Here is a 22,667-nt window from a genome sequence, read left to right as displayed (position 1 = left end):
TCCATTCACTATGGCAACCTTATTCCCGATCGCGAGTGTTCCAGGATTACCAGAAGCTAGAGTTAGCTTCAACAATCAAAACTTATTGCCTCTTCCAGTATTGCAAACCCGAAACACGACTGTTCATGCGTTTCTCTGTATCAATCCGCCGCCTGATGCCGATGAAAAATTCTGGGATGCGGTGCGCGATTGTTTGGTTGCTGCGAGTGCGGGTGCGATCGTAGCTGGAACAATCACAGGCGGGCTTGCAGCACTCCCAACTTTCATGCAGGTGTTCGGAGCCAAAGCTGCCAGCAAAGGACTGGAACTGGTCGCAAATCAGCTTCAACTGGTTACAGAGACAACTTACAGCGATTGGAACGTTTAGAGGTACGCGATCGTTGTTTGACCGGAGTGGGGGTTCGATGATCAAACAGCGGTCGCGTTCCATGTACAAACTCAGCAATGATCGCAGAACCATTATTTGTGAGTACGTTAAAAACGGGATGGATTCCTAAGATCATTCCGCCACCAATCTGAATCAGTAAGTTTGGTAGAACAATAATTGCTGTGTTCTCATAGACAACTTGCATTGCCCGTTTGGCAATCTCGATCGCTTCAATGACACCGCGCAAGTCTTCGTGCATTAGAATCACGTCTGCATTTGAAGTTGGATCTTCAAATGCGATCGACACATTCGCCTGTTCTGCTCCCGAACTTCCAACAACTGCAACCGTTCTTCCATAATGTTGAAGTCCAGAGATTAGATGAGTTGCTCGATCACTGTGGCAAGTTTGATCATTAAAGGAATCCTCTTTAATCCAGTAAAGCGTAATGCCTTGACGCTCTAGTGTTGCGATCGTCGTTTCAAGTTCAGATCGATCAATCAATTCCGCGTGATCCAGCACGATCGCATCAACTTTCGACAATAGCTCTAAAGTTCTGGCACTCCGAATATAAATGCCGTGACGAGCTGCATAAGTTAATGCAGTCAATAGCGTAGTGTGAACTGAGATGGGAATGCCGCTACCAAAATCAAATTGGAAGGGTGAGACTGCTGCTCCAAAGCTTCCAGTTAACGCGAACATTGCACCTCCAAAGAAAATGGTAGGTATGATTGCATTTGTCACCAATTCTGCTTGATGTACACCAATTTCTGTGTCGTGGACTGGCGCATTGAGCGTCAGTTGTATCACCTTTCCAATTCTGGTATTAATCCCTGAGTGTTGCGCCACTACAGTAATTTTTCCGGTCAATACTTTAGCTGAAGCATAGACTACATGACCTTCAGAACACACGATCGGAGAACTTGCTTCGGTCAGTCCTTCCTCAATTAAAGCGGTTCCTTCTACAATCCAACCATCCACCGGAATGCGTTCACCCGCAATTACTGAAATCCGATCGCCTTCTTGTACCGCTTTTGCAGCAATCCACTCAGAATGTCCATCTCGATCGACTAATATTTCTCGATCGAACCACTCTAGAATTTCTTTCGCCTGCTTCTCTCGTTGTTCTGCGACTGTTCCGCGCAATGCTCTTCGAGTTTCCACCATCACTGTTTTCAGTGCAGGAGCCGCAAATTGTCCCTGCGATGCTTGTAAGCCCATCCACAACGAATCGAGCAAATCAATGTTCGGTTTTTGACGATTGACAATACTATCCGTTGCTCGAACAACCCAAGGTAATGCTGCACCCGCGATCGCACCTCCAACTACGATCGCAGGCAATTCGAGCGGTGCTGCTAACAATGCTGCCCCCAAGCTAATCACAGGCAGTCCAAGATCCTGCCAATGATTAATCTCTGGATCAGTCTCGATTGATTGCGGAGCTTCATCAGATTCAACACCATGAGCTTTACAAATGCAGCTATGAAAAGACTCAACGATCGCGCCAACTGAAGGTTGATATTGAATCACGATCGAGCTTGCAGCCGGGTTAATCCGAACTTGGGTCACGCCTGCTAGAGACTCGACGAATCCACTCAAACGCGATGCAAATTCTGCATCATGAGCAAGCTGAGGAATCCGAATCCGCAACCGTCCCGCAATGTTGTGAACGATTTGATAGTTCATTCGATTAAGGCAAAAATGCTCTGTGTGCTTATCTTAGATGAGTCTCTTGATGCACGTAAGCTTCTGTTGCATAACTTTTAGAAAAAAAGCGATCGCACTTCAAAAAAGGGAACGCCAAAGCAGCAGATTGGTCATAACATTTACTGTAACCGCATCCGATATGACCGCCCATCTCGATAGCTCCGCTGCACAAAGTGTTCGTCCCGCTCCTCGCCGCGCCCTACCCAACTTCCGTCCTATGGCATCGATCGCCCGCAAAAACCTGTTTGAAGACATTCCCCGATTCATCGTCGCCCAAGCGGGAATTGTTTTCGCTGTTAGCCTTGTTACCATTCAACTCGGAATTCTCCAAGGATTCAGTCGATCGACTGCCCGACTCGTGGACGAATCCAGTGCCGATCTCTGGGTCGCCTCAAAAGATATCTTGCATCTCGAACTCTCTTCCCCGATGCCCGCTCAACGAGTCGAAGACGCGCAAAAAGTGGCGGGAGTCGATCGAGCCGAAGCCCTAATGATTCGATCGAGCATTTGGCGCGACAGTACCGGAAGAATTAATCCGATTCGGATCTACGGTTTTGACCCCAATAGCCGAATGTTTGCAGGTTGGGACGTGACTCAAGGCAAACTCTCAGATTTGAATCAGCCCTATTCTGTCATTGTCGATACAAATAGTTTGAAAGCATTAGGACTGAAACAAATCAACGATCGAGGAACGATCGGAGCCTTTAATGCGCTCCCGGCGAAATTCGTTGGACTGACTCAGGATACGCAATCGATCGCATCTAGCGCTTTCATCTACACCTCGCTAGAAAACGCTAACGCTTACGGGCTTGGCGGTTCAGATACCGGACTAACCTGTAGAACCGATCCCAGCGGTAGACTTTCCTGCTTACCTCAAACGCCTAGATTTGGCGATCCCGAACCCAATCCCGCACCTCCTCGCCGCGTCAATGTTCAAGATCCCATCTCATTTGTCCTGATTCGTGCTAAACCGGGCGAAGATCTGGGTCAGCTTAAACAGCGTCTCGAATCTGCCTTACCGAATACCCGTGTCTTTACCCAAGCCGAAATCGCCGATCTCACTCGTTCGTTCTGGACAGGTCGAACGGGAATCGGTTTCGTTCTCGGACTGGGCGCGACCGTGGGCTTTATCGTTGGCATGGTCATCGTTGGGCAGATCCTCTACTCATCGGTTTCTGACCATATTCGCGAGTTTGGAACTCTCAAAGCGATGGGTGCGTCAAATTGGGTAATCTACAGCGTAATTCTAGAACAAGCGCTCTGGATGGCAGTCTTGGGATACATTCCCAGCATTGCACTCTGTCTCGGTTTGGGTGCGTGGACACAATCAGCCCAGGGCATCATGATTTTGATTACACCTGCGACGGGAGCGGGGATCTTTGTCTTAACCGTCGTCATGTGTGTTGGATCAGCCTTGTTCGCGGTACAAAAAGTGACCAGAGTCGATCCGGCGATCGTGTTTAAAGCATGAGATTGCTTGAAATTACAGAGATCAGCGTAAAATTTTGAATTATCTTTACGCATCTGCACATGGATAGAAATCTTTCTCAATCCCAAGTCACGATAATCGTTCATACATCTGTCACATGAATTCATCCCATAGCAGAATTTGAACTTCTAGAATAAACATAAGGTCTAATCCCCCTAGAGGATGGAATCCCTGTCTTAGCTGATTTACAGTTAGAATTTGGTGCAATTCGTCTGGAGTTTAGCCTTCCGCTCCTGAAGTCATGAATAGATTAGAACGTTTCGATACTGCTCCCCACACACCCTTTCCTCTAAACTGTTTTCCTACCGTTTGTTAAACGAATGACTGCAACCTCGATAGATTTGATGTTTCACGCTGAGAGTCGGGCGATCGAACCCTCCTCTACTAGCTTGGATTGGGCGGATAAGGCGATCGCTGCCTGTGGGGTGGAGATGGTGTACCAAACCGGAGGCGATCGTTACCAAGCGCTGCGCCAAGTGGATTTAACGGTACGCTACGGTGATATTCAGCTTCTCATGGGTCCGTCTGGCTCAGGAAAAACGACTCTGCTTTCGATTCTGGCGGGAATTCTTACGCCAACCGCAGGCAGCGTTCGCCTGATGGGTCAAGATATCACCAAACTCTCTAGCGCAAAACTCGCTCAGTTTCGGCTCGAAAATATTGGTTTTATTTTCCAAGGATTCAATCTATTTCCGGCTCTGAGCGCGATCGAGAATATCGAGGTAGCTCTGAATCTCAAGGGCGTTCGAGGAACCGCAGCCCGCAAGGAGGCGATGGAATTACTCGAACAGGTGGGACTTGCCGATCGAGCGAAACAGTTACCGAGAGATCTGTCCGGGGGACAAAAGCAACGGGTGGCGATCGCTCGTGCGCTGGCGGGCAATCCGACGCTGATTATGGCAGATGAACCGACCGCAGCACTCGATTCTCACAACGGTCATGCAGTGATCGAACTTTTGCGATCGCTGGCGAAAGAAAAGGGTCGGACGGTGCTAATTGTGACACACGATCCCCGAATCGCGGATGTGGCAGATCATATTGCTTATCTGGAAGACGGGATTTTACAGATGGATGGGCGATCAGAAATCGATCGATTTCGAGAAACTTTGACTCGATAATTTGATTGCTGAGGCAGTGAATTAAACCCGCCTTTTTTAATGTCGATAACCTGTCTTCAGATAGATCGACTTTGCCTCTACAACTTGGTAGTTTATTCATGTGAGCGAAACGCATTAAAACAAGTTTTCAAAGCAAAACGTTCACACGCTGTTTCTATGATTCCCTTCTATAAAGAGACCGATTTATTGGAATAAGCAACTGCTTTTCCTTAACCCTATCTAAAACCAGTGAGAGCGCTACCAATTCGGCAGCGCTCTTATTATTTTCGGGCTTGAATCGCTTGTAAACTTCCGCCTGCATACAACCGCGATCGCTGCAATTCAAATCCAATTTCTCGCAACATTTCTTCAAGATTTGTTCTAATTAATTGCCATGCGGTTTCTGTTTCAAATAACCAGAAAAATACGGCTAATCCAGGAGTAAAAATTGGATTCGTTGGCTGATGAAAATCAACCATTGTAAACACACCCCCTGGCTTCAGAACTCGATGCACTTCTTGCAAGATTTGGTGCAATTGTTCACTCTCCATCTCGTGCATTGCTGCACTGGTGTGAATGAGATCAAACGAATTATTTTCAAACGGCATTTTTTCCGCGAAAGCCTCAACATATTCAGCTTCTGGAACATTCTGCTTGGCTCGACGAATCGACAGAGGCGACGCATCTAATCCGGTGACATTCTGCGATCGCTGAACCAAAAACTGAGTCGTCTGTCCGCTTCCACAACAGAGATCCAGCACTTTCGTCTCAGGCTCGATCGACAATCCTTCCAACGCTAACTGCCGAAATCTCGCTTCTCCACCCACACTCAATGCTGCAATTCTCGAAATTCCGTCGTACAACCACTGATGCTGATAACTCCAGTCTCTTAAAATCGTTGCCATCTATTCCCCTTTCAATCGTTTCAGCGCATTGTCCACGGCAAGCTGTTGATCCCGCTGTGTAATCCATTGATGATAAGTCCGGGTGTGAATCTGTACCGAATGTCCCATCATTTTCGCCGCGACTGTATCCGACAGCCCGATATGAATCGTTCTAATTGCCCAAGCATGACGGAGATCGTAAGGCGAAAAGGGCAGATCATAGCGGTTAAACTGCGTTGTCACTCGCTTTCCCACTTGCTGCAAAGTCGTTTTACTGAGATTCGTTTCAACGGACGGTAATTGAATTTCTCGCAGGTTAAAGGCTTCAATCCATTCCGGGTGAAATGCCCAAACTTGGTGGCTTCCGGTTTTTGTCGTGGGAAGAACCTCGATCGAAGTTTCGCCTTTTTTCAAGCCGTTGAGATTACAGTAAAAAACCTCATGATTTCTCAGTCCGAAGGTTGCCATCATGCCATATACAAACCGCCAAGCGGGATTTGGAATCGCTGCCCAGGTTGCGAGAATTTCCTCGTCGGTCGGCAATTCCCGCATCTTCGTCTGACTCGCTCCATAACTTCCTGAAAGAACTTTGAGATCTTTTGGCAGCGTTAGATTCATAAATTCAGCAAACGCGCCCAGAGTGGTACAGCACAACTGCCGACTGCGCGAATGATTTTGGGTCGAATTGATCGTTTTATAAATCACCTCAGTCAGCGTCAGAGTCGCAGAATCAGCCGCGATCGCGCTTAATTTCCTCAGATACGGTGCGTAAGCGGTTGACCAAGTGGTTTTGGTCGAAGCGGGATTCAGCGATCGTTCCGGTTGCTCGAAGAAATATTGCTCGAATGCCTCGATCTGTTGACTTAAGGTTTGCTGACTTAACCGCTTTCCGTCCGTGAAAGTTAAATATTCTCGCCAATCAAATTTGTCTTGAATTAACTGCGCTGCCACAATTTTCGCTTCTTGCTCAATCTGTTTTAGCCCAGTCGGAGTCGCAGGAATTCCTAAACTCAATCGCTGTTGATACGGGCGCAGTCGAGAACTGTCCGGACGTGGCGGTAAAGTTCCTCGCAGTGCCAGCTTCACGCCTCTTCGCTCCACTTGGAGTCCTAACTGGGCGGCTTTGAGTCGCTGATTGGTTTGAGTAATTCGGGCATCCAACGCCTCTAAATCTGCCATAGGGAAGCGGTGCAAGAAAATCAACTTGATACAATAAGATTTCTATTCTATGGAGTTGGAACTGAATATTAATTAATTTTGATATTTGTTTCGAGGAATTAATATAAAAAATTCCCGTCGAGATTCTTAAGACTTGCTTCAACTTAGAAGAGATTTTATTGTTAAAATCGGTAACAAAGCTGAAAAGAAAAGGGATATAACATAGCTATGGGTCGCGTAGGTGTTTTACTACTGAATCTTGGGGGACCGGACAAGATCGACGATGTGCGTCCCTTTCTTTACAACTTGTTTGCCGATCCAGAAATTATCCGTCTCCCGTTCCGCTGGCTTCAAAGCCCGCTGGCGTGGCTAATTTCGACTCTTCGATCGAAGAAATCTCAAGAAAATTATCTCCAAATCGGCGGCGGTTCTCCCCTACGTCGAATCACTGAGGAACAAGCGCAAGCCCTCCAGGAAGAACTCCGCAAGCGTGGAGAAGAAGTCAGCGTCTATATCGGAATGCGCTATTGGCACCCGTTTACCGAAGAAGCCGTTTCTCGGATTAAGCGCGATCAGATTGACAAACTCGTGGTTTTGCCGCTGTATCCTCAATTTTCAATTAGCACCAGTGGTTCGAGTTTCCGTCTTTTAGAGCAGCTTTGGGACCAAGACCCTGGACTGCAAAAGATCGATTACACCGTCATTCCGACTTGGTACGATCGACCTGGATATCTTCAAGCGATGGCAGATTTGATCGCTCAGGAACTCGATCGCTTCGAGAATCCCGATCATGTTCATGTCTTCTTCAGCGCTCACGGTGTTCCGGTCAGCTACGTGGAAGAAGCGGGCGATCCGTATCAGGGCGAGATCGAGCAGTGTACCGCGTTGATTATGAAGACGCTCGATCGACCGAATCCCTACACGCTGGCGTATCAAAGCCGAGTGGGTCCAGTGGAATGGTTGAAACCCTATACCGAAGATGCGCTAGAAGAATTAGCCGAAGAAGGTGTGAAAGATCTTGCCGTTGTTCCGATCAGTTTTGTCTCTGAACATATTGAGACGCTACAAGAAATCGATATGGAATACCGCGAAATCGCAGAAGAGGCAGGAATCGAACGATTTGAACGAGTTCCCGCGCTCAATACGCATCCGATCTTTATTGGGGAATTAGCGACGATGGTGACGGATGCGCTCAATGCTCCGTCGGTTCATTTCTCAGAAGTTGCTCGTCCTCAGAAACGAGTGAAGATGTATCCCCAAGAAGGTTGGGAATGGGGCATGACCACTTCAGCAGAAGTTTGGAATGGACGAGTGGCAATGCTTGGATTGATTGCCTTGATTATTGAAATGATTCTGGGTCGCGGTCCACTTCATGCGTTTGGGATTCTCGGTTAGATCATTCAAAGGGGAAGCTCGATCGTAAATTCTGTTCCTTTTCCTAAAGCAGAGTTGCAGGTCAGGCTTCCCTCATGTTTTTCGACGATAATTTGATACGCGATCGCGAGTCCCAATCCGGTTCCTTTCCCAACAGGTTTAGTCGTGAATGACGGCTTGAAGATTTCTTCCTGTACTGTCTCTGACATTCCAACGCCAGTGTCTCGAATCCGAATTAAGACGGTTTCTGGCTTCAGTTCTGTCGCAATATAGATTTGATTCGGATTCTCCAGAATTTCAGCGTAGGTTTTATCTCGATTGGATTCCTCGATCGCGTCGATCGCATTTGCCAACAGATTCATAAAAACCTGGTTTAGCTGTCCTGGAAAACAAGCGATCGGGGGCAGTTCTGTGTAATCTCGAACAATCTGAATGGCTGGACGATACGAATTCGCTTTGAGTCGATGCTGTAAAAGTAACAGCGTACTATCTAATCCGTCTTGAATTTGAAGATCGATCGTGTTTTCATAATCGCTACGGGAAAACGTTCGCAGCGATCGACTAATATGCGTAATTCGATCCGCAGCGATCTTCATCGTATTAAGCAATTTCACCAAATCTGTCGTCAAAAATGGCAGTGAAATTTCTTCGGCATCTTGAACAATTTCATCTACTGGAGCGGGATAATAGCGTTGATATAACTGCAAATGGCTAATTAAATCCTGTGCATATTGTTCAGCGTGAGCGAGATTTCCTGCGATCGAATTCAGCGGATTATTAATCTCGTGACCAATTCCCGATACGAGTTCACCCAGTGTAGACAGTTTTTCTCGCTGAATGAGATGAAGATGCGCGGCTTGTAGTTCATCCAACGATCGAGACAATTCTGCTGTTCTTTCTTCTACTCGTTGTTCTAACTGATCGTTAAGTTCCTTTAATTGCCGAGTTTGCTGTCGCAGTTTCAAATGAGTCTGAACACGGGCAAGCACTTCCTCTGGCTGAAACGGTTTTGTGATGTAATCGACTGCACCGAGTTTGAGTCCTTTTGCTTTGTCGCCCACATCAGCCAGCGCACTCATAAAAATAATCGGAATCTCTTGAAATTTAGGATTTGACTGAATGCGATCGCAGGTCTCGAATCCATCTAGTCCAGGCATGACTACATCTAACAAAATTAAATCTGGAGCAATGGTCTCCAATTGGCTCAACGCCTCTTCGCCGTTTTTTGCGACGAGCGGTTGATATCCTGCTTCCTCCAAGACATCAAATAGAATTCGTGCATTGGTGGCATTGTCATCCACAATCAGAATTAGAGGTACGGTCATGCGATCAACCAGTAAGTAGAGCAACGTGAGAATTTTCTAATCGTCGAAAACTTTTGCTTATTGTAAAGTGACTTCTTGAATTTGGTAGCGCATTCCGGGAACTTGTGCGATCAGTCCGAGCAATTCTAACTGCAAGAGCGAACTTGATACGGTTGAAGTGGGCATTTCTGTGGTTTGCACGATCAAATCGAAGGGAGCCGAGGGATAGTTCGACTGTTGAGCGATCGCAGAAATTGCCTTCAATACCTCTGCCAGATCGGGGGCAAGATCGATCAAGGGTAACGCTATCTGTTTTGCATGATCCAACTTTGGAATCGTGCCTAAATGCTCCATCAATTCCGATTCGCCTAAGATAATCTGTGCGCCTTTGCTAATTAGGCTTAGACAAGCGGCTGATCTCGGATTGTCCAAACTGCCAGGAAGTGCGTAAACATCTCGTCCGTACTCATTTGCCAGGTTTGCAGTAATCAGCGCTCCAGATTTGATTGACCCTTCGATGACTAAGACTGCCCGCGATAAGGCTGCGACGATCCGATTTCGACGAGGGAAGTGAGTTCGATCGGGTTGTGTTCCCGCTGGATATTCGCTCAGAGCCAGTCCTGTTTCTGATAACTGCTGATACAGTTGGCGATTTTTCGGAGGATACACGAGATCGACACCCGTTCCGAGGACTGCGATCGTTTTCCCTCCAACGTCTAAACAACTCCGATGAGCTTCAGCGTCAATGCCGTCTGCCAGTCCAGAGATCACGATAAATCCATGCTGTGCCAGTGTTGTACTGAGTTTGCGTGTCCAACGTCTGCCATACTCTGAAGGTTCACGAGTTCCAACGATCGCAATTCCACTTTGGCGATCGAGGTCTCGCATCAATTCAATCTGTCCACGATAGTACAAAACTGGAGGCGGATCAGGAATTTCAGCGAGTAACTGAGGATAGTCCGAGTCGGCAGGAGTGAGAAAATTCTGGGATTCGTGATCTTTAAGAATGCGATCGACATTCAATTTATTCCGATGTTGGCAGATCGCGATCGCGCTTTGCTGACCAATTCCTTCAACAGTTTCTAATTCTTCTGGTGTTGCTGTCCAAGCTGTTTGTAAGCTGCCAAACTCCGTATAAATTCTTTTTTGTAAAACGGCTCCAACACCCGGAACTTTTGACCAGGCTAACCAAAATGCACGATCGTCACTCAAGAATCCATCCTCAAAACGTTTGTTCAGTATTCCCGGATTCTGCGATCGGAATTCTTAACCATTGACTGAGTTGTTGCGAAATCCAAACAAGTTCGGCACTGGTCAATTGTCGATCGTCAATTGTAATCTGCCTATTTCTTGAAACAATAGTGAGTTTGATAGCTTGGCGCACACCGCTCACCTGTTGATAGGTGAGAATAATGTGCCGAATCGAAGATATTGAGAGGGGTTTAATGCGATTCCACTTCAAGCCAAAGAGGACTGATTTCCAATAGAGCTTTGTCGGTGTAAGGGTGAATTCTTGGTTTTTGAGAATTGGAATCAGGATGAATGATGCGATCGCGCCAATTCCCAATAACATCGATTGCACTATAGATGCAGAAACTCCAAATCCGCAGAACGCACCGATCGTCATCCAAAATACGATCAAAGTCGTAACGGTAAGAACTGCCTGTGCCAAAAACTCTCCATTCTCCTGACGAATCTGAATGTTTAGAGTGTCCGCACTGGCGTTAGTTGAGATTCGATTGGTCGGTGCAGGTTGAGTCCGAAGGATGGGAGCAGCGATCGTTCTTGGACGCGGTTCATCTAATGCGTTTAATGCTTCATCAGCCGAAGTAAAACGCCGATTCAGAGCAGGTTCTGTCATCCACTCTAACCAGTCTGCGAACTGAGGACGAATGTTGATTAGCGATCGAAATTGAATCTGAAAATTTTCTTGCGGTAGTTCTACGGGATGTCTTCCAGTCAGTAGATAGATTAAAGTTGCACCTAAACTATAGAGATCAGATGCTGCGCTGACTCGTCCACCGAATTGCTCAGGCGGCATATAACCGTAAGTTCCAACGATCGTAATTGTTCCGCCTGTTTGAGCTGCGATCGTTTGAACTGAACCAAAATCAACTAGATAGACTGTACCAGGTGAATGAGCAGTACGATCGTCGCTTAATAGAATATTGCTCGGTTTAATGTCACGATGAATGATCGGCGAAGTGTGATTGTGCAAGTAGCTTAGAATTGCGAGAAGCGATCGTGCTAAAGTTTCGACTTCGGTTTCACTAAATGTTCGTCCAGATCTAAGATGAGCTTCTAGCGATCGAGCTTCGATGTAAGTTTGAATTAGTGCAAATCCGTTTGGCTCTTGTAGCTCTAGATAGTCTAAGTAACGCGGAATTGCAGGATGATCGATCGTTTTTAGAATTTCAGCTTCTCGCTCAAATAGCTTTAAGTCCTGCCACTCGAAGTCATCTCCAAGGAGTAGAACTTTGATAATCACTTGACTGTTCGTTTGTCGATCGAGTGCTAAGAATGTTCTTCTCCCAGTTTGATTTCCCAATTGCTGTTGAATTTCATAGCGTTCTGCTAAAAGCTTGGGAATCATTAACGCTTTCTCCTGTACCACTTTTGGACCAGTTCATAATTGCTAAACTGTACAGCGATCGCAGTGATAATAATTGCGGGAAGTGTAGGCAAACGGAAGTTAGGTGAATAGTAGTTGTCAACGGGTTTTGCAGTAAAAGCGAGTAAGCCGATCACGAAGATGCTGAATACGCTTACAACTGCCACTGTGATCTGATGATTGTTCGAGTTTTTTAGTGAACAGAACTTGAGTTGGCTAATCGTTCCCACAATCAAGCCATTCAATGTTCCAACTGCAATTCCCCAGACCACGCTAATGCTGAACCCGAATGCGCCAAATACTAATCCGGGTAGACCATACATAAGCATTGCAAAGACTGTTCCAATCGCTGCTGAAACCGTCGCTGCTTTGATGCTCATCCTAACGCTGTCTACCAGTGCATCTCTAAGAAAGTTCGGCGTGGCTGGTTTAGAATAAGTTGATCGCTCAATCGGAGCATTCAGCGCACTTAAAGCGTGTTCTGCGGAAATGAAGCGCTGATTCGGATGTGGCTCGGTGATTTGCTGTAACCAATCTATGAAATGTTGAGTAATCGGGCTGCGAGGCGTGAACTGAATGCGAAAATTATCTTGAGGCAAATCAGCGGGATGAGTGCCTGTAAGAAGCGCGATCGCAGTCATTCCCACACTGTACAAATCAGAAGCGGGAGTCGAAATTCCTCCAAATTGCTCTGGTGGCATATAGCCGTAAGTTCCAACGACAGTCACCGTTTTTCCAGCTTGATTCACCAGCGTTTGAACTGAGCCGAAATCGATCAGATAAACTTTACTGGGAGACTTACCAAGCAGAATGTTACTGGGTTTGATGTCTCGGTGAATCAAAGGTGGATGTCGATCGTGCAAATCTCGCAAGATTTCGAGCAGCGATTTCACAATCTGTTTTACTTCGATTTCACCGAACTCTCGTCCAGCTTGCAAATGTTCTTCAAGCGATGGTGCTTCCAAATAGCTCTGAACTAACACAAAGCCTTTCTGAGTTGGGCTGTTCAGTTCAAACGAATCTAAATACGTTGGAATTGCTGGATGAGTCAGCGATTTGAGAGTTTCGATTTCGCGTTCAAATTGTTTTAGGTCATCCCATACAAAATCTGCACTAAAGGTCAGAAGCTTGAGAATGACTTGCTGTTGAGTGATGAGATCGAATGCCAAAAGGGTTTGTCGTCCAGCTTTCTTTCCTAACTGATGCCGAATTTCGTATCGATCGTGTAGAGTATCCATCACGGCAGGGGCGTAAAAATTGCTCCCAGTCTAGCCGCTCACATTCGGATTGAGAACTGTAACTGTGACACTCAAGAGTGTTTCTGCTTCAGATACTCAAAAACGCTCTTATCTCCGATATCTGGCGGGATCGGTTGAATCAGTTTGCGAACTGCGAAAACAGCAAATAGAACTGCCCAAGCCCCTAACAATGCTTGCTCCCAGAGTAAAGGCAACCAACCAGCTAAATGCCCCAGTAACAATACCGGGACGATCGGAGTTAATAGTTTTGTTTCAAATCGATCGAAACAAAATGCCTCTTTGAAAAAGATTCCAGTCAATGCTGCGAAGGTAAATCCAATTCCAAAAATCCAGATCGGATGCTGATAAATATATAAAGCGAGTGGTTCAGAACTGACAAATAAAAGCACGATCGAAGTAATTCCCCCGATCGCCCAAAACGCCTGAAGCGCCAAATGTAATGGTTTCAGATAGATATGAATCGTAAATAGACTGACTCCTAATGCAGTCCAAAACAGAAAATAAATCGGCGTAATCCAGAACAGATTTTGTCCGAAAGCAAGTCCAGTCGCGATCGCAAAACTCAAAGCCGCGATCGCGAGTCCGCTCCGATAAAGAATCACGCTTTGGCGATCGTGAACCTCGATCGTGAATGATCCAAATTGTCCTTGATAGACGATCGACTCTTGAGTTTGCATAGAACAATCGAGAAAACGACTCTTCTATGCTACTCCTCAGCTTCCTGATCTTCGAGCGCTTGAATTGCAAGTAACAATTCTTCTTCCTGCACTTCAAAGTCTTCTTCCGAGATTTCGCCCATATCAAAGGCAAGCTGTAACGCCAAAAGACGCTTACTCAAATTCTCGGTTTGATCGAGTTCAGTATCAACTCGTTCTTGGATTTGTTCTGCAATCCAACCGAGTCCTGTGACAGGCGCAAATAGTAAACGTAGAACCATGTTAACCCCGCTCGAACTGTGCAAAGTTGTAGGGAGCGGTAAAATTGTTGTAGCGAATCTTCAAGCGTCCCTCAAACTGCTGATCGAGCCATTCCACTTTTTGACTAAATTCCGATTCCAAATCCCAAGGAATTAAGTATGCTGCATTGTAAATCATTGCTTCAGTGAGCAAATCATTTTCTACAATTTCAAGCGCCATCGGATTGAGTGCAGCTTGGAATGCAGAAATAATCGAATCGCGTCGATCGCTCATCGCTTTCTCAATGGCTTGCCCGATTCGGACAATTTCATCCATACTGAGTGTTTTCCCCTCCAAACTGTCTCGCTGTGCTTTGAGTTCAGGAGTTTCCGCCATGAGTGCCTGTAATTCTTCGGCACTGTCCCAGAAAAGTTTGATGCTGACTTCTCGATGACCAGAGAGCTTTTCAAACAGGCGATTGAGATGATCCGCGTGAGGGGCAGTCAGTTGAGATGAAACCGTTTCCCAAGTGTCGATCGTTAATCCAAACTGAAGCGGTAAAAGAGTCCGATATCCCGCTTGCATCGCCTGTTCTAAGACTTTCTCGTGTCCCAACAAATTTCGACGGCTGGCAAGATAGCGCTCTTGTTTCGCTTCAGAATACAGAAATACGAATCCGTCCACGATTTCGGTTTGAACGGGCTTTTGGTCGAGTCCTTGAAGTTCCAGATCTTGAGGACCGGGTGCGGGAAAAATTCCGTAGAGATAGAGATTGCTCATGTTAGGGGCTTATAGGGGCTTAGAAGTCAGAACCAACTGGAGTTTGGCGTGGATCAAATCGATATCAGCCAATCCGAGATCAACATTGCCTTGAAGAACAACGCCTGTGTTGAGTAAGCGATCGAGCAATTCCAAAATGGTTGGACTCGACGATTTTTCACCGGGATAATACCCTCCAGTCTTCGGTAATAACGTGCCCACTTCGCCCAAGTCAATGTTCAAATCTGCCGGATCAATCTCGAAAATCTCGCAGATGTGGATGACTTGTTCCTCTAATTTGCGGAGACTTTCAGCGGCTCGATCGAGATCTCGATCGCTAATCTCCCCCCGATCCATCCGCCGAATGACTTGCGCTTCCATCAATTGGCGAATCAATTCCACCAATGTCAGTAACAATGGCGCGAGTCCAGCTTTATTCGATTTTGGTGTAGTCAATTGATTGGAAAATTCGGGGGGCACGATCGATCAACTCCTTAACGCAAACTCCGCACCACATAATCTGGCAACGATTCCGCATCGGCTGAATCCTTGAAGGTGATGAGCTTGAGATAATTTGTTTCATCTCCTTCACCTTTACCATTCGCCCGCGAGAACCAGATCGCCGCTCCAAACTTCCGATTTTCCCCACTCCGACGAGTGTAAACATGACCACACCAAACCACTTTGGTCGCGCCATGTGTATCCTGACTAATTGGAGTTGCCCCAATTTTTGACCAGTCGAAGTCTTTGTAATTCTTCAACGGACGCTGCCAATTTGGGGGATTGCTGCCTGCCAGCACTTTGAGGACAATCAGCAACTCTTTTAGGGTGTCATCGTTCATGGAAGTCAATTAGTAAATTTGATCTATAGCTATTATGCTACAAATCTTCGAGCAGCGATTCTAAAGAATTCGATTGTGGTAAATTCTGTGGCAACTTCTTCGGCATCGCTTTCTGAACGGCTGCCAATTGACCTTCGAGCGCTTCAATTCGATCGAGCAATTTTTGATTCGTCTCGACCAAATCTTTCGATGGGGCACTGAAGTAAGGGTGATTTTCCCACCAGTTGATCCCCATCTCTCTCGCTTTATCAACCGACGCGATCAAGAGTCGAATCCGAATGGTTAGAAGTTCAGTCGTAGCAACGGAAACCGAAATGTCTCCAGCAATCACGATTCCTTTGTCTAAAACGCGCTCTAAAACGTCCGCTAAGGATGAACCCGTCGCGGTGGGCATGGTCTTCTGAATGCTCTTGGTGGGGGTATTCACGTTTCTGTCTCCAGAGGTTCAACCGCATAAAATCGTCGATCGCGATGAATCACAAGTCCCTGAATCGTCAAGGCTCTCAGCGCTTCTAATAATTCTGTTCGAGCAATGGCGAATTCGCTTTCAATATCTGAAAGTCCAGCACCATTCGATCGCACTAAGTATCGATAAATTTGCTGTTCTTGAGTCAGAGTTTCAGCGATTTGGTCGATCGAACTTTCTGGCAAGTCTTCTAGAAGTTCTACCACTTGTTCTGCGATCGGCAATTCCACTGCTCCGATGAATTCATTGAGCATTTCCCAAAGAATCTTAGTCGCATCTTCTAAGGGAATTCCAATTCGCGACAGCAACACGTCTGAACAGATATCCCGAAAGTCTGCGTCTTCAGGCATCGCAGGAATATTGTGCTCTTGACAGACTTTAGCAATCACTAACGACGATCGTAATCCTGATGCTTTGTCTGATCCGGTTTTCTGACGGAACGATCGCACCAGTCGAACAATAAAACCAGCACTGATGCGATCGATCTCGGTTTTCTGAATCACAATTTCTTGCTGAGTCAGTTCATCCGGTTCTGGCATATTGATCGTCACCAAGCGATCCATCAAAGCATCCTGCGTCGAGTGTACACCACAGTACTCTTCTGGATTCGAGGTGAGAATTGCCCGAAACTGAGGATTTACACGAATGTATTCAGTCTGATTGCTCGTCGGTGGTAGCACTAATAGCTTCTCTTCCAATGCCGAGAGCAGAACATTATTCACTTCAGGACGCGATCGATTAAATTCGTCATACACCAGCGTGAAGCCTTCTCGACAAGCCAAGGTCAATCTCGAATCGACCCAAGTATGCTTCATTTCGTCTTCGACTTTGACAACGCTGTGAATGAAGTTATCTACGACTTTCTTTCGCGTATATCCCGATTGTGCGCCAATGAGATCCGAACTTTTCGAGTCGTCATCGCCATACATCAGCATGATCGGACGAGTTAACAGATCGGCTAGATGCAGCGCGAGAGTTGTTTTTCCCACTCCTGCACATCCGCGCAAATGCACAGAAAAACCGGACTGCAAATAACGCAAAGCGCGGGCTGCAATCCGTTCGATCGCGGGAGTGCTGACAAAGCGGCGGGGGCTGGCTCTTAGTACAGTGGTCACGGGGGCAAACTCCTTACTTGTATTTATTTAGTGGAAATCAGATAAAGGCGATCGCGTTGCGTGATTTTGCCTTGTTGAATCAGCGATCGAAGTCCTTCAACCGCCTGAATACGAGTCATGCCCAATGCAGATTCGATCTCGGTAAGACGAACGCTTTGCATAACTTCTATGTATTCGTAAATCTTGTCTTCGTCGGATTTTGGGGCGGGAGTAGGTTTGACTGGGGGAATGACTTTCAAGCCGGAAGGACTTTTAGTTTCGGGCTTCTTAATTTCGGGCTTTGAAGAGTGGGGAGTGGGGAGTGGGGAGGAAGTTTGCTCTCCCCAGACGGTGCGGGATAGGTCTGAGCGGAATTCTTTGAGTTGCGATCGGAATTCTGCAAAACCAGCAAATAAGCAATCGAGTTCAGCTTTACGATCGCGTTTATCTTGAAGTGCTTTTTCTTGGCGTTCCAGAGCAGCATCCGTTAGAAACTCTGCAACATCAGCACGAAGATTATCAACGAAAATCGATAAGTTACGGACGAGGCGAATTTGTTGTTTGATGCGGGATTGCTCAGCTTCTTCTAAGAGCGATCGCGTTTCTAGCTGTAATTGTTGGACATCAGCTTGGATTTGCTGTCTTAGTGACTCAACGGTTGCAGTTAATGTAGCTCGGAAAGACTGCAAATCGTGTTTTAACTGTTGCGACATCAATTCACGATCGGCATGTGCGATCGCTAAAAATTCTTGAGTTTGCTGATGCAGCGTTTCACAATAGGTTTGAAGCTGCTCACGTCGGATACTGCCATCATACGCAAGCGATTCACGAAACAGACTCAGATCGCCCCGGAGTTGAGAAGCTTTGGTCTGACGTTGTTTGTAAGTGTCTTGAAGCAGGAGCGTGACCGCTTGGCGACGTTGCTCAACCTGTTGCAGTCTAAGTTGCCGCTGTTGTTGCCAGGAATCTTTGAAAGCCATAGCTTTTAATAAAGTTAAATCGCGCGATTTACAAGTTCAAAAAACTGGGGAATCGATCAATTCCCCCAGTGTGGCGGTTTCGCTGAGCAAGATCACTCAGCGATCGATCTCTATGCAGCAGGAACAGCCGCTTGAGCAGTCAAACCAACTGCTTCTGCATACTTCAAGTAGGTTTCGACCGATGCGATCACGACACGAGCTTCGATCGCCAGCAATTCGATACCTACGAGCGAAACACGAACCCAAGCATCGACCACAATTCCTTTGTCAAGAATGCGATCGACCACTTCTGCCAAGCTAGACGAAGAGTTTACTTTTTCAACAGCCATGATGATTTCCGTATTGGTGTGGTTGAATCGGGTCGCATGTTCTATGCTTCCTGTGCATAAGATAGACAGGCACAATTCAGAACTATCAAGAACAATCACGGAAGATTTATCGCTGGACAACATTTATTCCCGCAGTTTTACGGATATTGATGGCATGGTGGAATTAAAACGGCTGCTAGTGACAAGTGGGACGGGCAGGATTGGAACAAATTTTGTTCAATCCTGCTGTGGAAAGTACTCAGATACTCGTGTGATTGTCCTAGATGCGAAAAACCGTTTTATGCTGTCTGAATCATTCTGAATGGTGGCGATCATTGATGTGATTGAGATCAAGATCCTTAAAGTCGCAAAATCTATCTTTTGGGGGAAATCTAGGGGCAATACACCACCCCCGGATTGCATCCTGATTTGAGGAAATCCTCATGAAGCAAGAATTTCATAGCCCCGACGACCGCGCTTCGATCCTTTCCGCTGCCGCGAATCAATCCCCCGATGCGCTGGCTGGTTTCTGGGAAGAACTCGAAGTAGAACTTGATGCGGAAAATCCTGAAGAACAGCAAATCGCCAAAAGTCCGACTTTGACGATCGAGCGCGATGCCCAAGTCACGATCGAGCCGCCGCCCGGAATGCCTGATGCGAAACCTCGCTATGTTCAAGGCGTTGTGAACGGCGATCAAACCTGTTTAATCACAAATCTGCTGAAACAGGAATCAATGACCTTGAAACAACCACAAATGGTTTGGACGATCGGAAGAAATCGATCGGCAGCGCTGCCTTTACAAGACCGCAAACTATCGCGTCGTCATGCAGTGATTCTCTATCGGCAAGATGGCTTTCACTTCATTGATCTCAACAGCATGAACGGCTCTTATATCAATGGTGTGAGAGTTCAACAACGTCAAAAACTTCAGGATGGCGATTGTGTCTGTGTGGGTAGTACTCGCTTTTTCTTCTTTGTGAGTAGTCAAGAGCGAATCACAGAAGCGCTACATCCTGAAGTTTTAGCTCGATTAAAGAATGCCGAAACCCGAAACGGTGAGTTTATCGACTTCTCAGAGTTGAACGAAGAGATCTCATTCAATCTGAATAAAGCTGATTAGAACTGTCGTGTCCAATCATGCCAGCGTTCGACAATCACTTTAGTTTGAGTGAAAAACTCGATCGCTTGCCATCCTTGTCCATGCAAGTCTCCGAAAAAGCTCTCTTTCCAACCGCTAAACGGAAAGAACGCCATCGGAGCCGCAACTCCAATGTTGATTCCGATATTTCCCGCTTCGGCTTCGTAGCGGAATTTTCTGGCGGCTCCACCACTGGAAGTAAAGAGCGATGCCATGTTTCCGTATTGACTGCGGTTTACAAGCGCGATCGCATCATCGATCGAATCCAAGTGAATCAAACTTAAGACCGGACCAAAAATCTCAGTTTTAGCAATTTCTCCAGCCGGATCAATGTTCTGCAAAATCGTAGGTCGAACAAAGTAACCGTTTTCATAGCCAGAAACTTTCGGCGATCGACCATCCACTAAAACGGTTGCTCCTTCGGTTTCAGCTTGCCCAATGATGCTTTCGATTCGAGTCTTACTTTGATCGGTAATCACCGGACCCATTTGCACCCCAGAATCAAGTCCGAATCCTATTTGTCGAGTCGTTGCCGCTTCTGCGATCGCATCTGTAAAAGTGGTCTTTGCACTTCCGACTGTAATCGCCACCGATGCCGCCAAACACCGCTGTCCAGCACATCCAAAGGCACTATCCGCCATAATCTTCGTGGTCATTGCAATGTCCGCATCGGGCAGAACAATCACCGGATTTTTTGCTCCTCCTTGACACTGCGATCGTTTCCCATTCGCAGCCGCCCGACTATACGCATACTTAGCCACTGGACTCGATCCAACAAAGCTAATGGCTCGAATCGTGGGGTGATCTAACAAGGCATCTACGACCTCTTTTGCACCGTTCACGAGATTGATAACGCCTTTTGGTAAGCCTGTTTGCTCGATTAAGTGAAAGATTTTCTGCATTGTTAGAGGAACACGTTCGGAAGGCTTGATAATACAGGTGTTACCACAAGCGATCGAATACGGCATAAACCAAAACGGAATCATTCCCGGAAAGTTAAACGGTGTGATAATTGCCGTTACTCCCAACGGTTGCCGGATCATGTGTTCATCAATGCCGCGAGCAATATCTTCAGAGTTATACCCTTGCATCAGAATGGGAATACCGCAAGCGACTTCAACATTCTCGATCGCTCTTCGCATTTCGCCTTTTGCTTCTGCGATCGTCTTTCCACATTCAAGCGTGATCGTTTGGGCAATGTCTTCGTAGTGTTCTTCGAGCAGTGCTTTAAGTTTAAAGAGATACTGAACGCGCTCGGTGGCAGGGGTTCTTCTCCAGGCAGAGAAAGCGGTTTGGGCGGCATTGGCGGCACGATCGACTTCTGTAGCAGGAGAGAGTGGAACTTTGCTGAGAACTTCGATCGTGGCAGGATTGATGACTTCTAGATAATTTTCAGCATTCGGAGTAGACCATTCACCGTTGATGTAATTTTGTACGATCGAAGCAGGTTGCGTCATAGGATTTCCTCACTCTTGATTCGATCATGCCTTATTGGTCACTCAAGACGCAAACCATTCTTGAACCATAGCAGAAAATATCTTTGTCGCATAAGCGCTCTGTAATCACTCTGACCTTCTCAGGTTGATAACGGTTCGATTCAGCGGCGACGAGTAGCACTGGAACGATAGACGAAGAACCTTACTCGCTGGAACGATAGACGAAGAACCTTACTCGTCCGCTGCAATCGAATTGTTATACGGCTACCGCACCGACTGACCAACTAATGTAGCTGTCTCCCGATCTAAGCCAGCTAATGCTTCTTGGATCAAATCAACTTCACGAGCTTCAAACAGAACTTCACCGCATTGATCACAAACCCAAGCTGGAATGTTGTCCCACGACACACGATAACCATTCCGATCAATCGTAAATGGGGCAGTTCCACGCCGCATCTGAGCTTTGCAGCATAAACATTCCATTCTTACAGCCTCCCTCTAAAATCTGGTGTCCATTGATTAGGATCAGGCAAATATGCTGTAATGATAGCCAAATATTTGTCCTTTGGGGCACAGACTACATGGATTGCTCGATCCTCTTGCCCAAATCCTAACATAAGACAACTGTGCCCTCTTGTATCTTCTGGGTAGTCCTCGATTACCTCACCTGTTTTGACAACTGCTTCAACCTCAGTTGTGGTGATCATGCGATCAGGGCGCGACATCTGCCTAATTGTATGAGGTAAGAACAACAGTCGTTTGTCCGCTGCTTCTTGAACTTGCCGTAGAATGCTGTCTGTCAAAACTAACCGCTCACAACTTTGAATTCACGTGAGATTTATTTTACTACCATCGCGATTATGATGTTTAGCAATCTTCTTGCTTATAGCTCCCATTTTCTTGCAATCATGACTACCAGAGTTTTTCCAATAAAGAAATATGGCGCAAAATCGCAATTTTCGTTGTTATCATCGACCATACAATATTGGTATGCCTCATTTCCTAAACCAGGCAGAATGGCGTTCAGAACAACTGTAAGCTCATCTTGCTGAGATCGATCTTCTAAATTAGTTAGTAGATTATTCGCGAGCCAATCTCTAAAATCATCGTGGCTAATCGCCTGAGCTTTCCGAAAGATTGCTATTTCGTCCCAAGAAGTTTCTCCCAGAGTTGCCCATGCCATGCTGCTATCAGGATAAGCATTTTTGCTGAATTCAAATAGAAAATTAATCTCATCTCTGCGAATCGAATTTTTACTAAATCCTCTGTACATGGGCTTTCTAAACACTTTGAAGTCAGCAACATAATTTGCCCAACTAGAACGCGATCGCATCAGATTTCTCAGCGCTGCCTGTTCTGCCACCCCAAAATTGGGTTCGGGAAAGATGTAGATGTATCCAAGACGTAGTGCCTGATCTGCAAAGCTGCTTGCACTCTCTCCATGCTCTCTGATAAACAACTGCATTTCAGATTCATTCATAGTTGTGTGAAAACTTCAA

General features: G+C 46.3%; 26 protein-coding genes. 6 read left to right on the top strand and 20 right to left on the bottom strand.

From position 1 onward, the window contains the following. Window positions 1-10 precede the first annotated feature (10 nt). Window positions 11-367, top strand: coding sequence for a hypothetical protein (locus ACQ4M5_RS33925; protein WP_430680230.1), 357 nt, complete (start codon window positions 11-13; stop codon window positions 365-367). Here ACQ4M5_RS33925 and ACQ4M5_RS33920 read toward each other — a convergent pair. Beyond that, the gene (locus tag ACQ4M5_RS33920) at window positions 333-2,051 is read right to left on the bottom strand and encodes an HMA2 domain-containing protein (RefSeq protein WP_430680229.1); all 1,719 of its coding nucleotides are present in this window, start codon (window positions 2,049-2,051) and stop codon (window positions 333-335) included. The genes ACQ4M5_RS33925 and ACQ4M5_RS33920 overlap by 35 nt on opposite strands. Window positions 2,052-2,211: 160 nt before the next feature. On the opposite strand from ACQ4M5_RS33920, the gene ACQ4M5_RS33915 reads away from it, so the two are divergent. Both ACQ4M5_RS33915 and ACQ4M5_RS33910 read left to right on the top strand, forming a co-directional pair. Beyond that, complete coding sequence (locus tag ACQ4M5_RS33915; protein WP_430680228.1) at window positions 2,212-3,543, top strand: FtsX-like permease family protein; 1,332 nt, start codon at window positions 2,212-2,214, stop codon at window positions 3,541-3,543. A 338-nt stretch (window positions 3,544-3,881) separates the two neighbouring features. Next, on the top strand, window positions 3,882-4,679 hold the full coding sequence (locus ACQ4M5_RS33910; protein WP_430680227.1) for an ABC transporter ATP-binding protein: 798 nt from the start codon (window positions 3,882-3,884) through the stop codon (window positions 4,677-4,679). Window positions 4,680-4,939: 260 nt separating this feature from the next. On the opposite strand, the gene ACQ4M5_RS33905 is transcribed toward ACQ4M5_RS33910, so the two are convergent. Together ACQ4M5_RS33905 and ACQ4M5_RS33900 are read right to left on the bottom strand one after the other, a co-directional pair. Further along, entirely contained in the window at window positions 4,940-5,563 is a 624-nt protein-coding gene (locus ACQ4M5_RS33905; protein ID WP_430680226.1) for a class I SAM-dependent methyltransferase, read from the bottom strand. Continuing rightward, window positions 5,564-6,721, bottom strand: coding sequence for a site-specific integrase (locus tag ACQ4M5_RS33900; RefSeq protein ID WP_430680225.1), 1,158 nt, complete (start codon window positions 6,719-6,721; stop codon window positions 5,564-5,566). Between the two features lie 207 nt (window positions 6,722-6,928). Between ACQ4M5_RS33900 and hemH the strand changes: the two genes are divergently transcribed. Then, entirely contained in the window at window positions 6,929-8,095 is a 1,167-nt protein-coding gene (gene hemH / locus ACQ4M5_RS33895) for a ferrochelatase (protein WP_430680224.1), read from the top strand. A gap of 5 nt (window positions 8,096-8,100) precedes the next feature. Here the strand turns inward: hemH and ACQ4M5_RS33890 are convergent, their stop codons facing one another. The 13 genes from ACQ4M5_RS33890 to gvpA all read right to left on the bottom strand — a co-directional run bounded on the left by ACQ4M5_RS33890 (window position 8,101) and on the right by gvpA (window position 18,614). Beyond that, on the bottom strand, window positions 8,101-9,399 hold the full coding sequence (locus ACQ4M5_RS33890; RefSeq protein WP_430680223.1) for a hybrid sensor histidine kinase/response regulator: 1,299 nt from the start codon (window positions 9,397-9,399) through the stop codon (window positions 8,101-8,103). A gap of 57 nt (window positions 9,400-9,456) precedes the next feature. Then, window positions 9,457-10,590, bottom strand: coding sequence for a DNA-processing protein DprA (gene dprA / locus ACQ4M5_RS33885; RefSeq protein ID WP_430680222.1), 1,134 nt, complete (start codon window positions 10,588-10,590; stop codon window positions 9,457-9,459). Window positions 10,591-10,600: 10 nt separating this feature from the next. Beyond that, window positions 10,601-11,971: a serine/threonine protein kinase gene (locus tag ACQ4M5_RS33880; RefSeq protein ID WP_430680221.1), complete on the bottom strand. Its 1,371-nt coding sequence runs from the start codon at window positions 11,969-11,971 to the stop codon at window positions 10,601-10,603. Further along, window positions 11,971-13,227, bottom strand: coding sequence for a serine/threonine protein kinase (locus tag ACQ4M5_RS33875; RefSeq protein WP_430680246.1), 1,257 nt, complete (start codon window positions 13,225-13,227; stop codon window positions 11,971-11,973). Before ACQ4M5_RS33875 ends, ACQ4M5_RS33880 begins: the two co-directional genes overlap by 1 nt. A gap of 71 nt (window positions 13,228-13,298) precedes the next feature. Continuing rightward, complete coding sequence (locus tag ACQ4M5_RS33870) at window positions 13,299-13,925, bottom strand: DUF2301 domain-containing membrane protein (protein ID WP_430680220.1); 627 nt, start codon at window positions 13,923-13,925, stop codon at window positions 13,299-13,301. A gap of 29 nt (window positions 13,926-13,954) precedes the next feature. Next, window positions 13,955-14,185 (bottom strand): gas vesicle protein GvpG, encoded by a 231-nt coding sequence (locus ACQ4M5_RS33865; protein WP_430680219.1) that lies wholly within the window; start codon window positions 14,183-14,185, stop codon window positions 13,955-13,957. Window position 14,186: 1 nt separating this feature from the next. Next, window positions 14,187-14,924: a GvpL/GvpF family gas vesicle protein gene (locus tag ACQ4M5_RS33860; protein WP_430680218.1), complete on the bottom strand. Its 738-nt coding sequence runs from the start codon at window positions 14,922-14,924 to the stop codon at window positions 14,187-14,189. A 9-nt stretch (window positions 14,925-14,933) separates the two neighbouring features. Beyond that, complete coding sequence (locus tag ACQ4M5_RS33855) at window positions 14,934-15,383, bottom strand: gas vesicle protein K (RefSeq protein ID WP_430680217.1); 450 nt, start codon at window positions 15,381-15,383, stop codon at window positions 14,934-14,936. Window positions 15,384-15,397: 14 nt separating this feature from the next. Beyond that, window positions 15,398-15,745, bottom strand: a complete 348-nt coding sequence (locus tag ACQ4M5_RS33850) for a single-stranded DNA-binding protein (protein WP_430680216.1) — start codon at window positions 15,743-15,745, stop codon at window positions 15,398-15,400. Window positions 15,746-15,782: 37 nt separating this feature from the next. Then, a complete protein-coding gene (locus tag ACQ4M5_RS33845) occupies window positions 15,783-16,172 on the bottom strand; it encodes a gas vesicle protein (RefSeq protein WP_430680215.1) in 390 nt (129 codons plus the stop codon). Then, window positions 16,169-17,326 (bottom strand): gas vesicle protein GvpN, encoded by a 1,158-nt coding sequence (gene gvpN, locus ACQ4M5_RS33840; protein WP_430680214.1) that lies wholly within the window; start codon window positions 17,324-17,326, stop codon window positions 16,169-16,171. The genes ACQ4M5_RS33845 and gvpN overlap by 4 nt, the downstream gene beginning before the upstream one ends. A gap of 23 nt (window positions 17,327-17,349) precedes the next feature. Further along, complete coding sequence (locus tag ACQ4M5_RS33835; RefSeq protein ID WP_430680213.1) at window positions 17,350-18,285, bottom strand: hypothetical protein; 936 nt, start codon at window positions 18,283-18,285, stop codon at window positions 17,350-17,352. Between the two features lie 110 nt (window positions 18,286-18,395). After that, a complete protein-coding gene (gvpA, locus tag ACQ4M5_RS33830) occupies window positions 18,396-18,614 on the bottom strand; it encodes a gas vesicle structural protein GvpA (RefSeq protein ID WP_009768191.1) in 219 nt (72 codons plus the stop codon). On the opposite strand from gvpA, the gene ACQ4M5_RS33825 reads away from it, so the two are divergent. After that, on the top strand, window positions 18,613-18,915 hold the full coding sequence (locus ACQ4M5_RS33825) for a hypothetical protein (RefSeq protein WP_430680212.1): 303 nt from the start codon (window positions 18,613-18,615) through the stop codon (window positions 18,913-18,915). The two genes, gvpA and ACQ4M5_RS33825, sit on opposite strands and share 2 nt — an antisense overlap. Window positions 18,916-19,036: 121 nt before the next feature. Continuing rightward, window positions 19,037-19,714 carry an FHA domain-containing protein gene (locus ACQ4M5_RS33820; protein WP_430680211.1) on the top strand — a complete coding sequence of 226 codons (678 nt, stop codon included), beginning with the start codon at window positions 19,037-19,039 and terminating at the stop codon, window positions 19,712-19,714. Here the strand turns inward: ACQ4M5_RS33820 and ACQ4M5_RS33815 are convergent. The 4 genes from ACQ4M5_RS33815 to ACQ4M5_RS33800 form a co-directional block, all read right to left on the bottom strand. Then, window positions 19,711-21,189 (bottom strand): CoA-acylating methylmalonate-semialdehyde dehydrogenase, encoded by a 1,479-nt coding sequence (locus tag ACQ4M5_RS33815; RefSeq protein ID WP_430680210.1) that lies wholly within the window; start codon window positions 21,187-21,189, stop codon window positions 19,711-19,713. The genes ACQ4M5_RS33820 and ACQ4M5_RS33815 overlap by 4 nt on opposite strands. A gap of 243 nt (window positions 21,190-21,432) precedes the next feature. Continuing rightward, window positions 21,433-21,651, bottom strand: a complete 219-nt coding sequence (locus ACQ4M5_RS33810; protein ID WP_430680209.1) for a YgiT-type zinc finger protein — start codon at window positions 21,649-21,651, stop codon at window positions 21,433-21,435. Between the two features lie 2 nt (window positions 21,652-21,653). Next, entirely contained in the window at window positions 21,654-21,971 is a 318-nt protein-coding gene (locus tag ACQ4M5_RS33805; protein WP_430680208.1) for a DUF4258 domain-containing protein, read from the bottom strand. A gap of 80 nt (window positions 21,972-22,051) precedes the next feature. Beyond that, window positions 22,052-22,648, bottom strand: a complete 597-nt coding sequence (locus ACQ4M5_RS33800; RefSeq protein WP_430680207.1) for a hypothetical protein — start codon at window positions 22,646-22,648, stop codon at window positions 22,052-22,054. Window positions 22,649-22,667 lie beyond the last annotated feature (19 nt).

This window comes from Leptolyngbya sp. AN10, from assembly GCF_050565645.1.
Lineage (GTDB): Bacteria > Cyanobacteriota > Cyanobacteriia > Leptolyngbyales > Leptolyngbyaceae > Leptolyngbya.
This window is presented reverse-complemented; position numbering and strand designations above follow the sequence as displayed.

Excerpts from the sequence above, each read along its gene's own strand:
- ACQ4M5_RS33825 (WP_430680212.1), top strand. The coding sequence starts at position 18,613 with ATGATGATTTCCGTATTGGTGTGGTTGAATCGGGTCGCATGTTCTATG.
- ACQ4M5_RS33915 (WP_430680228.1), top strand. The coding sequence starts at position 2,212 with ATGACCGCCCATCTCGATAGCTCCGCTGCACAAAGTGTTCGTCCCGCT.
- ACQ4M5_RS33815 (WP_430680210.1), bottom strand. The coding sequence starts at position 21,189 with ATGACGCAACCTGCTTCGATCGTACAAAATTACATCAACGGTGAATGG.
- ACQ4M5_RS33910 (WP_430680227.1), top strand. The coding sequence starts at position 3,882 with ATGACTGCAACCTCGATAGATTTGATGTTTCACGCTGAGAGTCGGGCG.
- ACQ4M5_RS33900 (WP_430680225.1), bottom strand. The coding sequence starts at position 6,721 with ATGGCAGATTTAGAGGCGTTGGATGCCCGAATTACTCAAACCAATCAG.
- ACQ4M5_RS33920 (WP_430680229.1), bottom strand. The coding sequence starts at position 2,051 with ATGAACTATCAAATCGTTCACAACATTGCGGGACGGTTGCGGATTCGG.
- ACQ4M5_RS33875 (WP_430680246.1), bottom strand. The coding sequence starts at position 13,227 with ATGGATACTCTACACGATCGATACGAAATTCGGCATCAGTTAGGAAAG.
- ACQ4M5_RS33905 (WP_430680226.1), bottom strand. The coding sequence starts at position 5,563 with ATGGCAACGATTTTAAGAGACTGGAGTTATCAGCATCAGTGGTTGTAC.
- ACQ4M5_RS33850 (WP_430680216.1), bottom strand. The coding sequence starts at position 15,745 with ATGAACGATGACACCCTAAAAGAGTTGCTGATTGTCCTCAAAGTGCTG.
- ACQ4M5_RS33810 (WP_430680209.1), bottom strand. The coding sequence starts at position 21,651 with ATGGAATGTTTATGCTGCAAAGCTCAGATGCGGCGTGGAACTGCCCCA.
- ACQ4M5_RS33880 (WP_430680221.1), bottom strand. The coding sequence starts at position 11,971 with ATGATTCCCAAGCTTTTAGCAGAACGCTATGAAATTCAACAGCAATTG.
- ACQ4M5_RS33860 (WP_430680218.1), bottom strand. The coding sequence starts at position 14,924 with ATGAGCAATCTCTATCTCTACGGAATTTTTCCCGCACCCGGTCCTCAA.
- gvpA (WP_009768191.1), bottom strand. The coding sequence starts at position 18,614 with ATGGCTGTTGAAAAAGTAAACTCTTCGTCTAGCTTGGCAGAAGTGGTC.
- hemH (WP_430680224.1), top strand. The coding sequence starts at position 6,929 with ATGGGTCGCGTAGGTGTTTTACTACTGAATCTTGGGGGACCGGACAAG.
- ACQ4M5_RS33835 (WP_430680213.1), bottom strand. The coding sequence starts at position 18,285 with ATGGCTTTCAAAGATTCCTGGCAACAACAGCGGCAACTTAGACTGCAA.
- ACQ4M5_RS33925 (WP_430680230.1), top strand. The coding sequence starts at position 11 with ATGGCAACCTTATTCCCGATCGCGAGTGTTCCAGGATTACCAGAAGCT.
- ACQ4M5_RS33890 (WP_430680223.1), bottom strand. The coding sequence starts at position 9,399 with ATGACCGTACCTCTAATTCTGATTGTGGATGACAATGCCACCAATGCA.
- ACQ4M5_RS33865 (WP_430680219.1), bottom strand. The coding sequence starts at position 14,185 with ATGGTTCTACGTTTACTATTTGCGCCTGTCACAGGACTCGGTTGGATT.
- ACQ4M5_RS33800 (WP_430680207.1), bottom strand. The coding sequence starts at position 22,648 with ATGAATGAATCTGAAATGCAGTTGTTTATCAGAGAGCATGGAGAGAGT.
- ACQ4M5_RS33820 (WP_430680211.1), top strand. The coding sequence starts at position 19,037 with ATGAAGCAAGAATTTCATAGCCCCGACGACCGCGCTTCGATCCTTTCC.
- ACQ4M5_RS33870 (WP_430680220.1), bottom strand. The coding sequence starts at position 13,925 with ATGCAAACTCAAGAGTCGATCGTCTATCAAGGACAATTTGGATCATTC.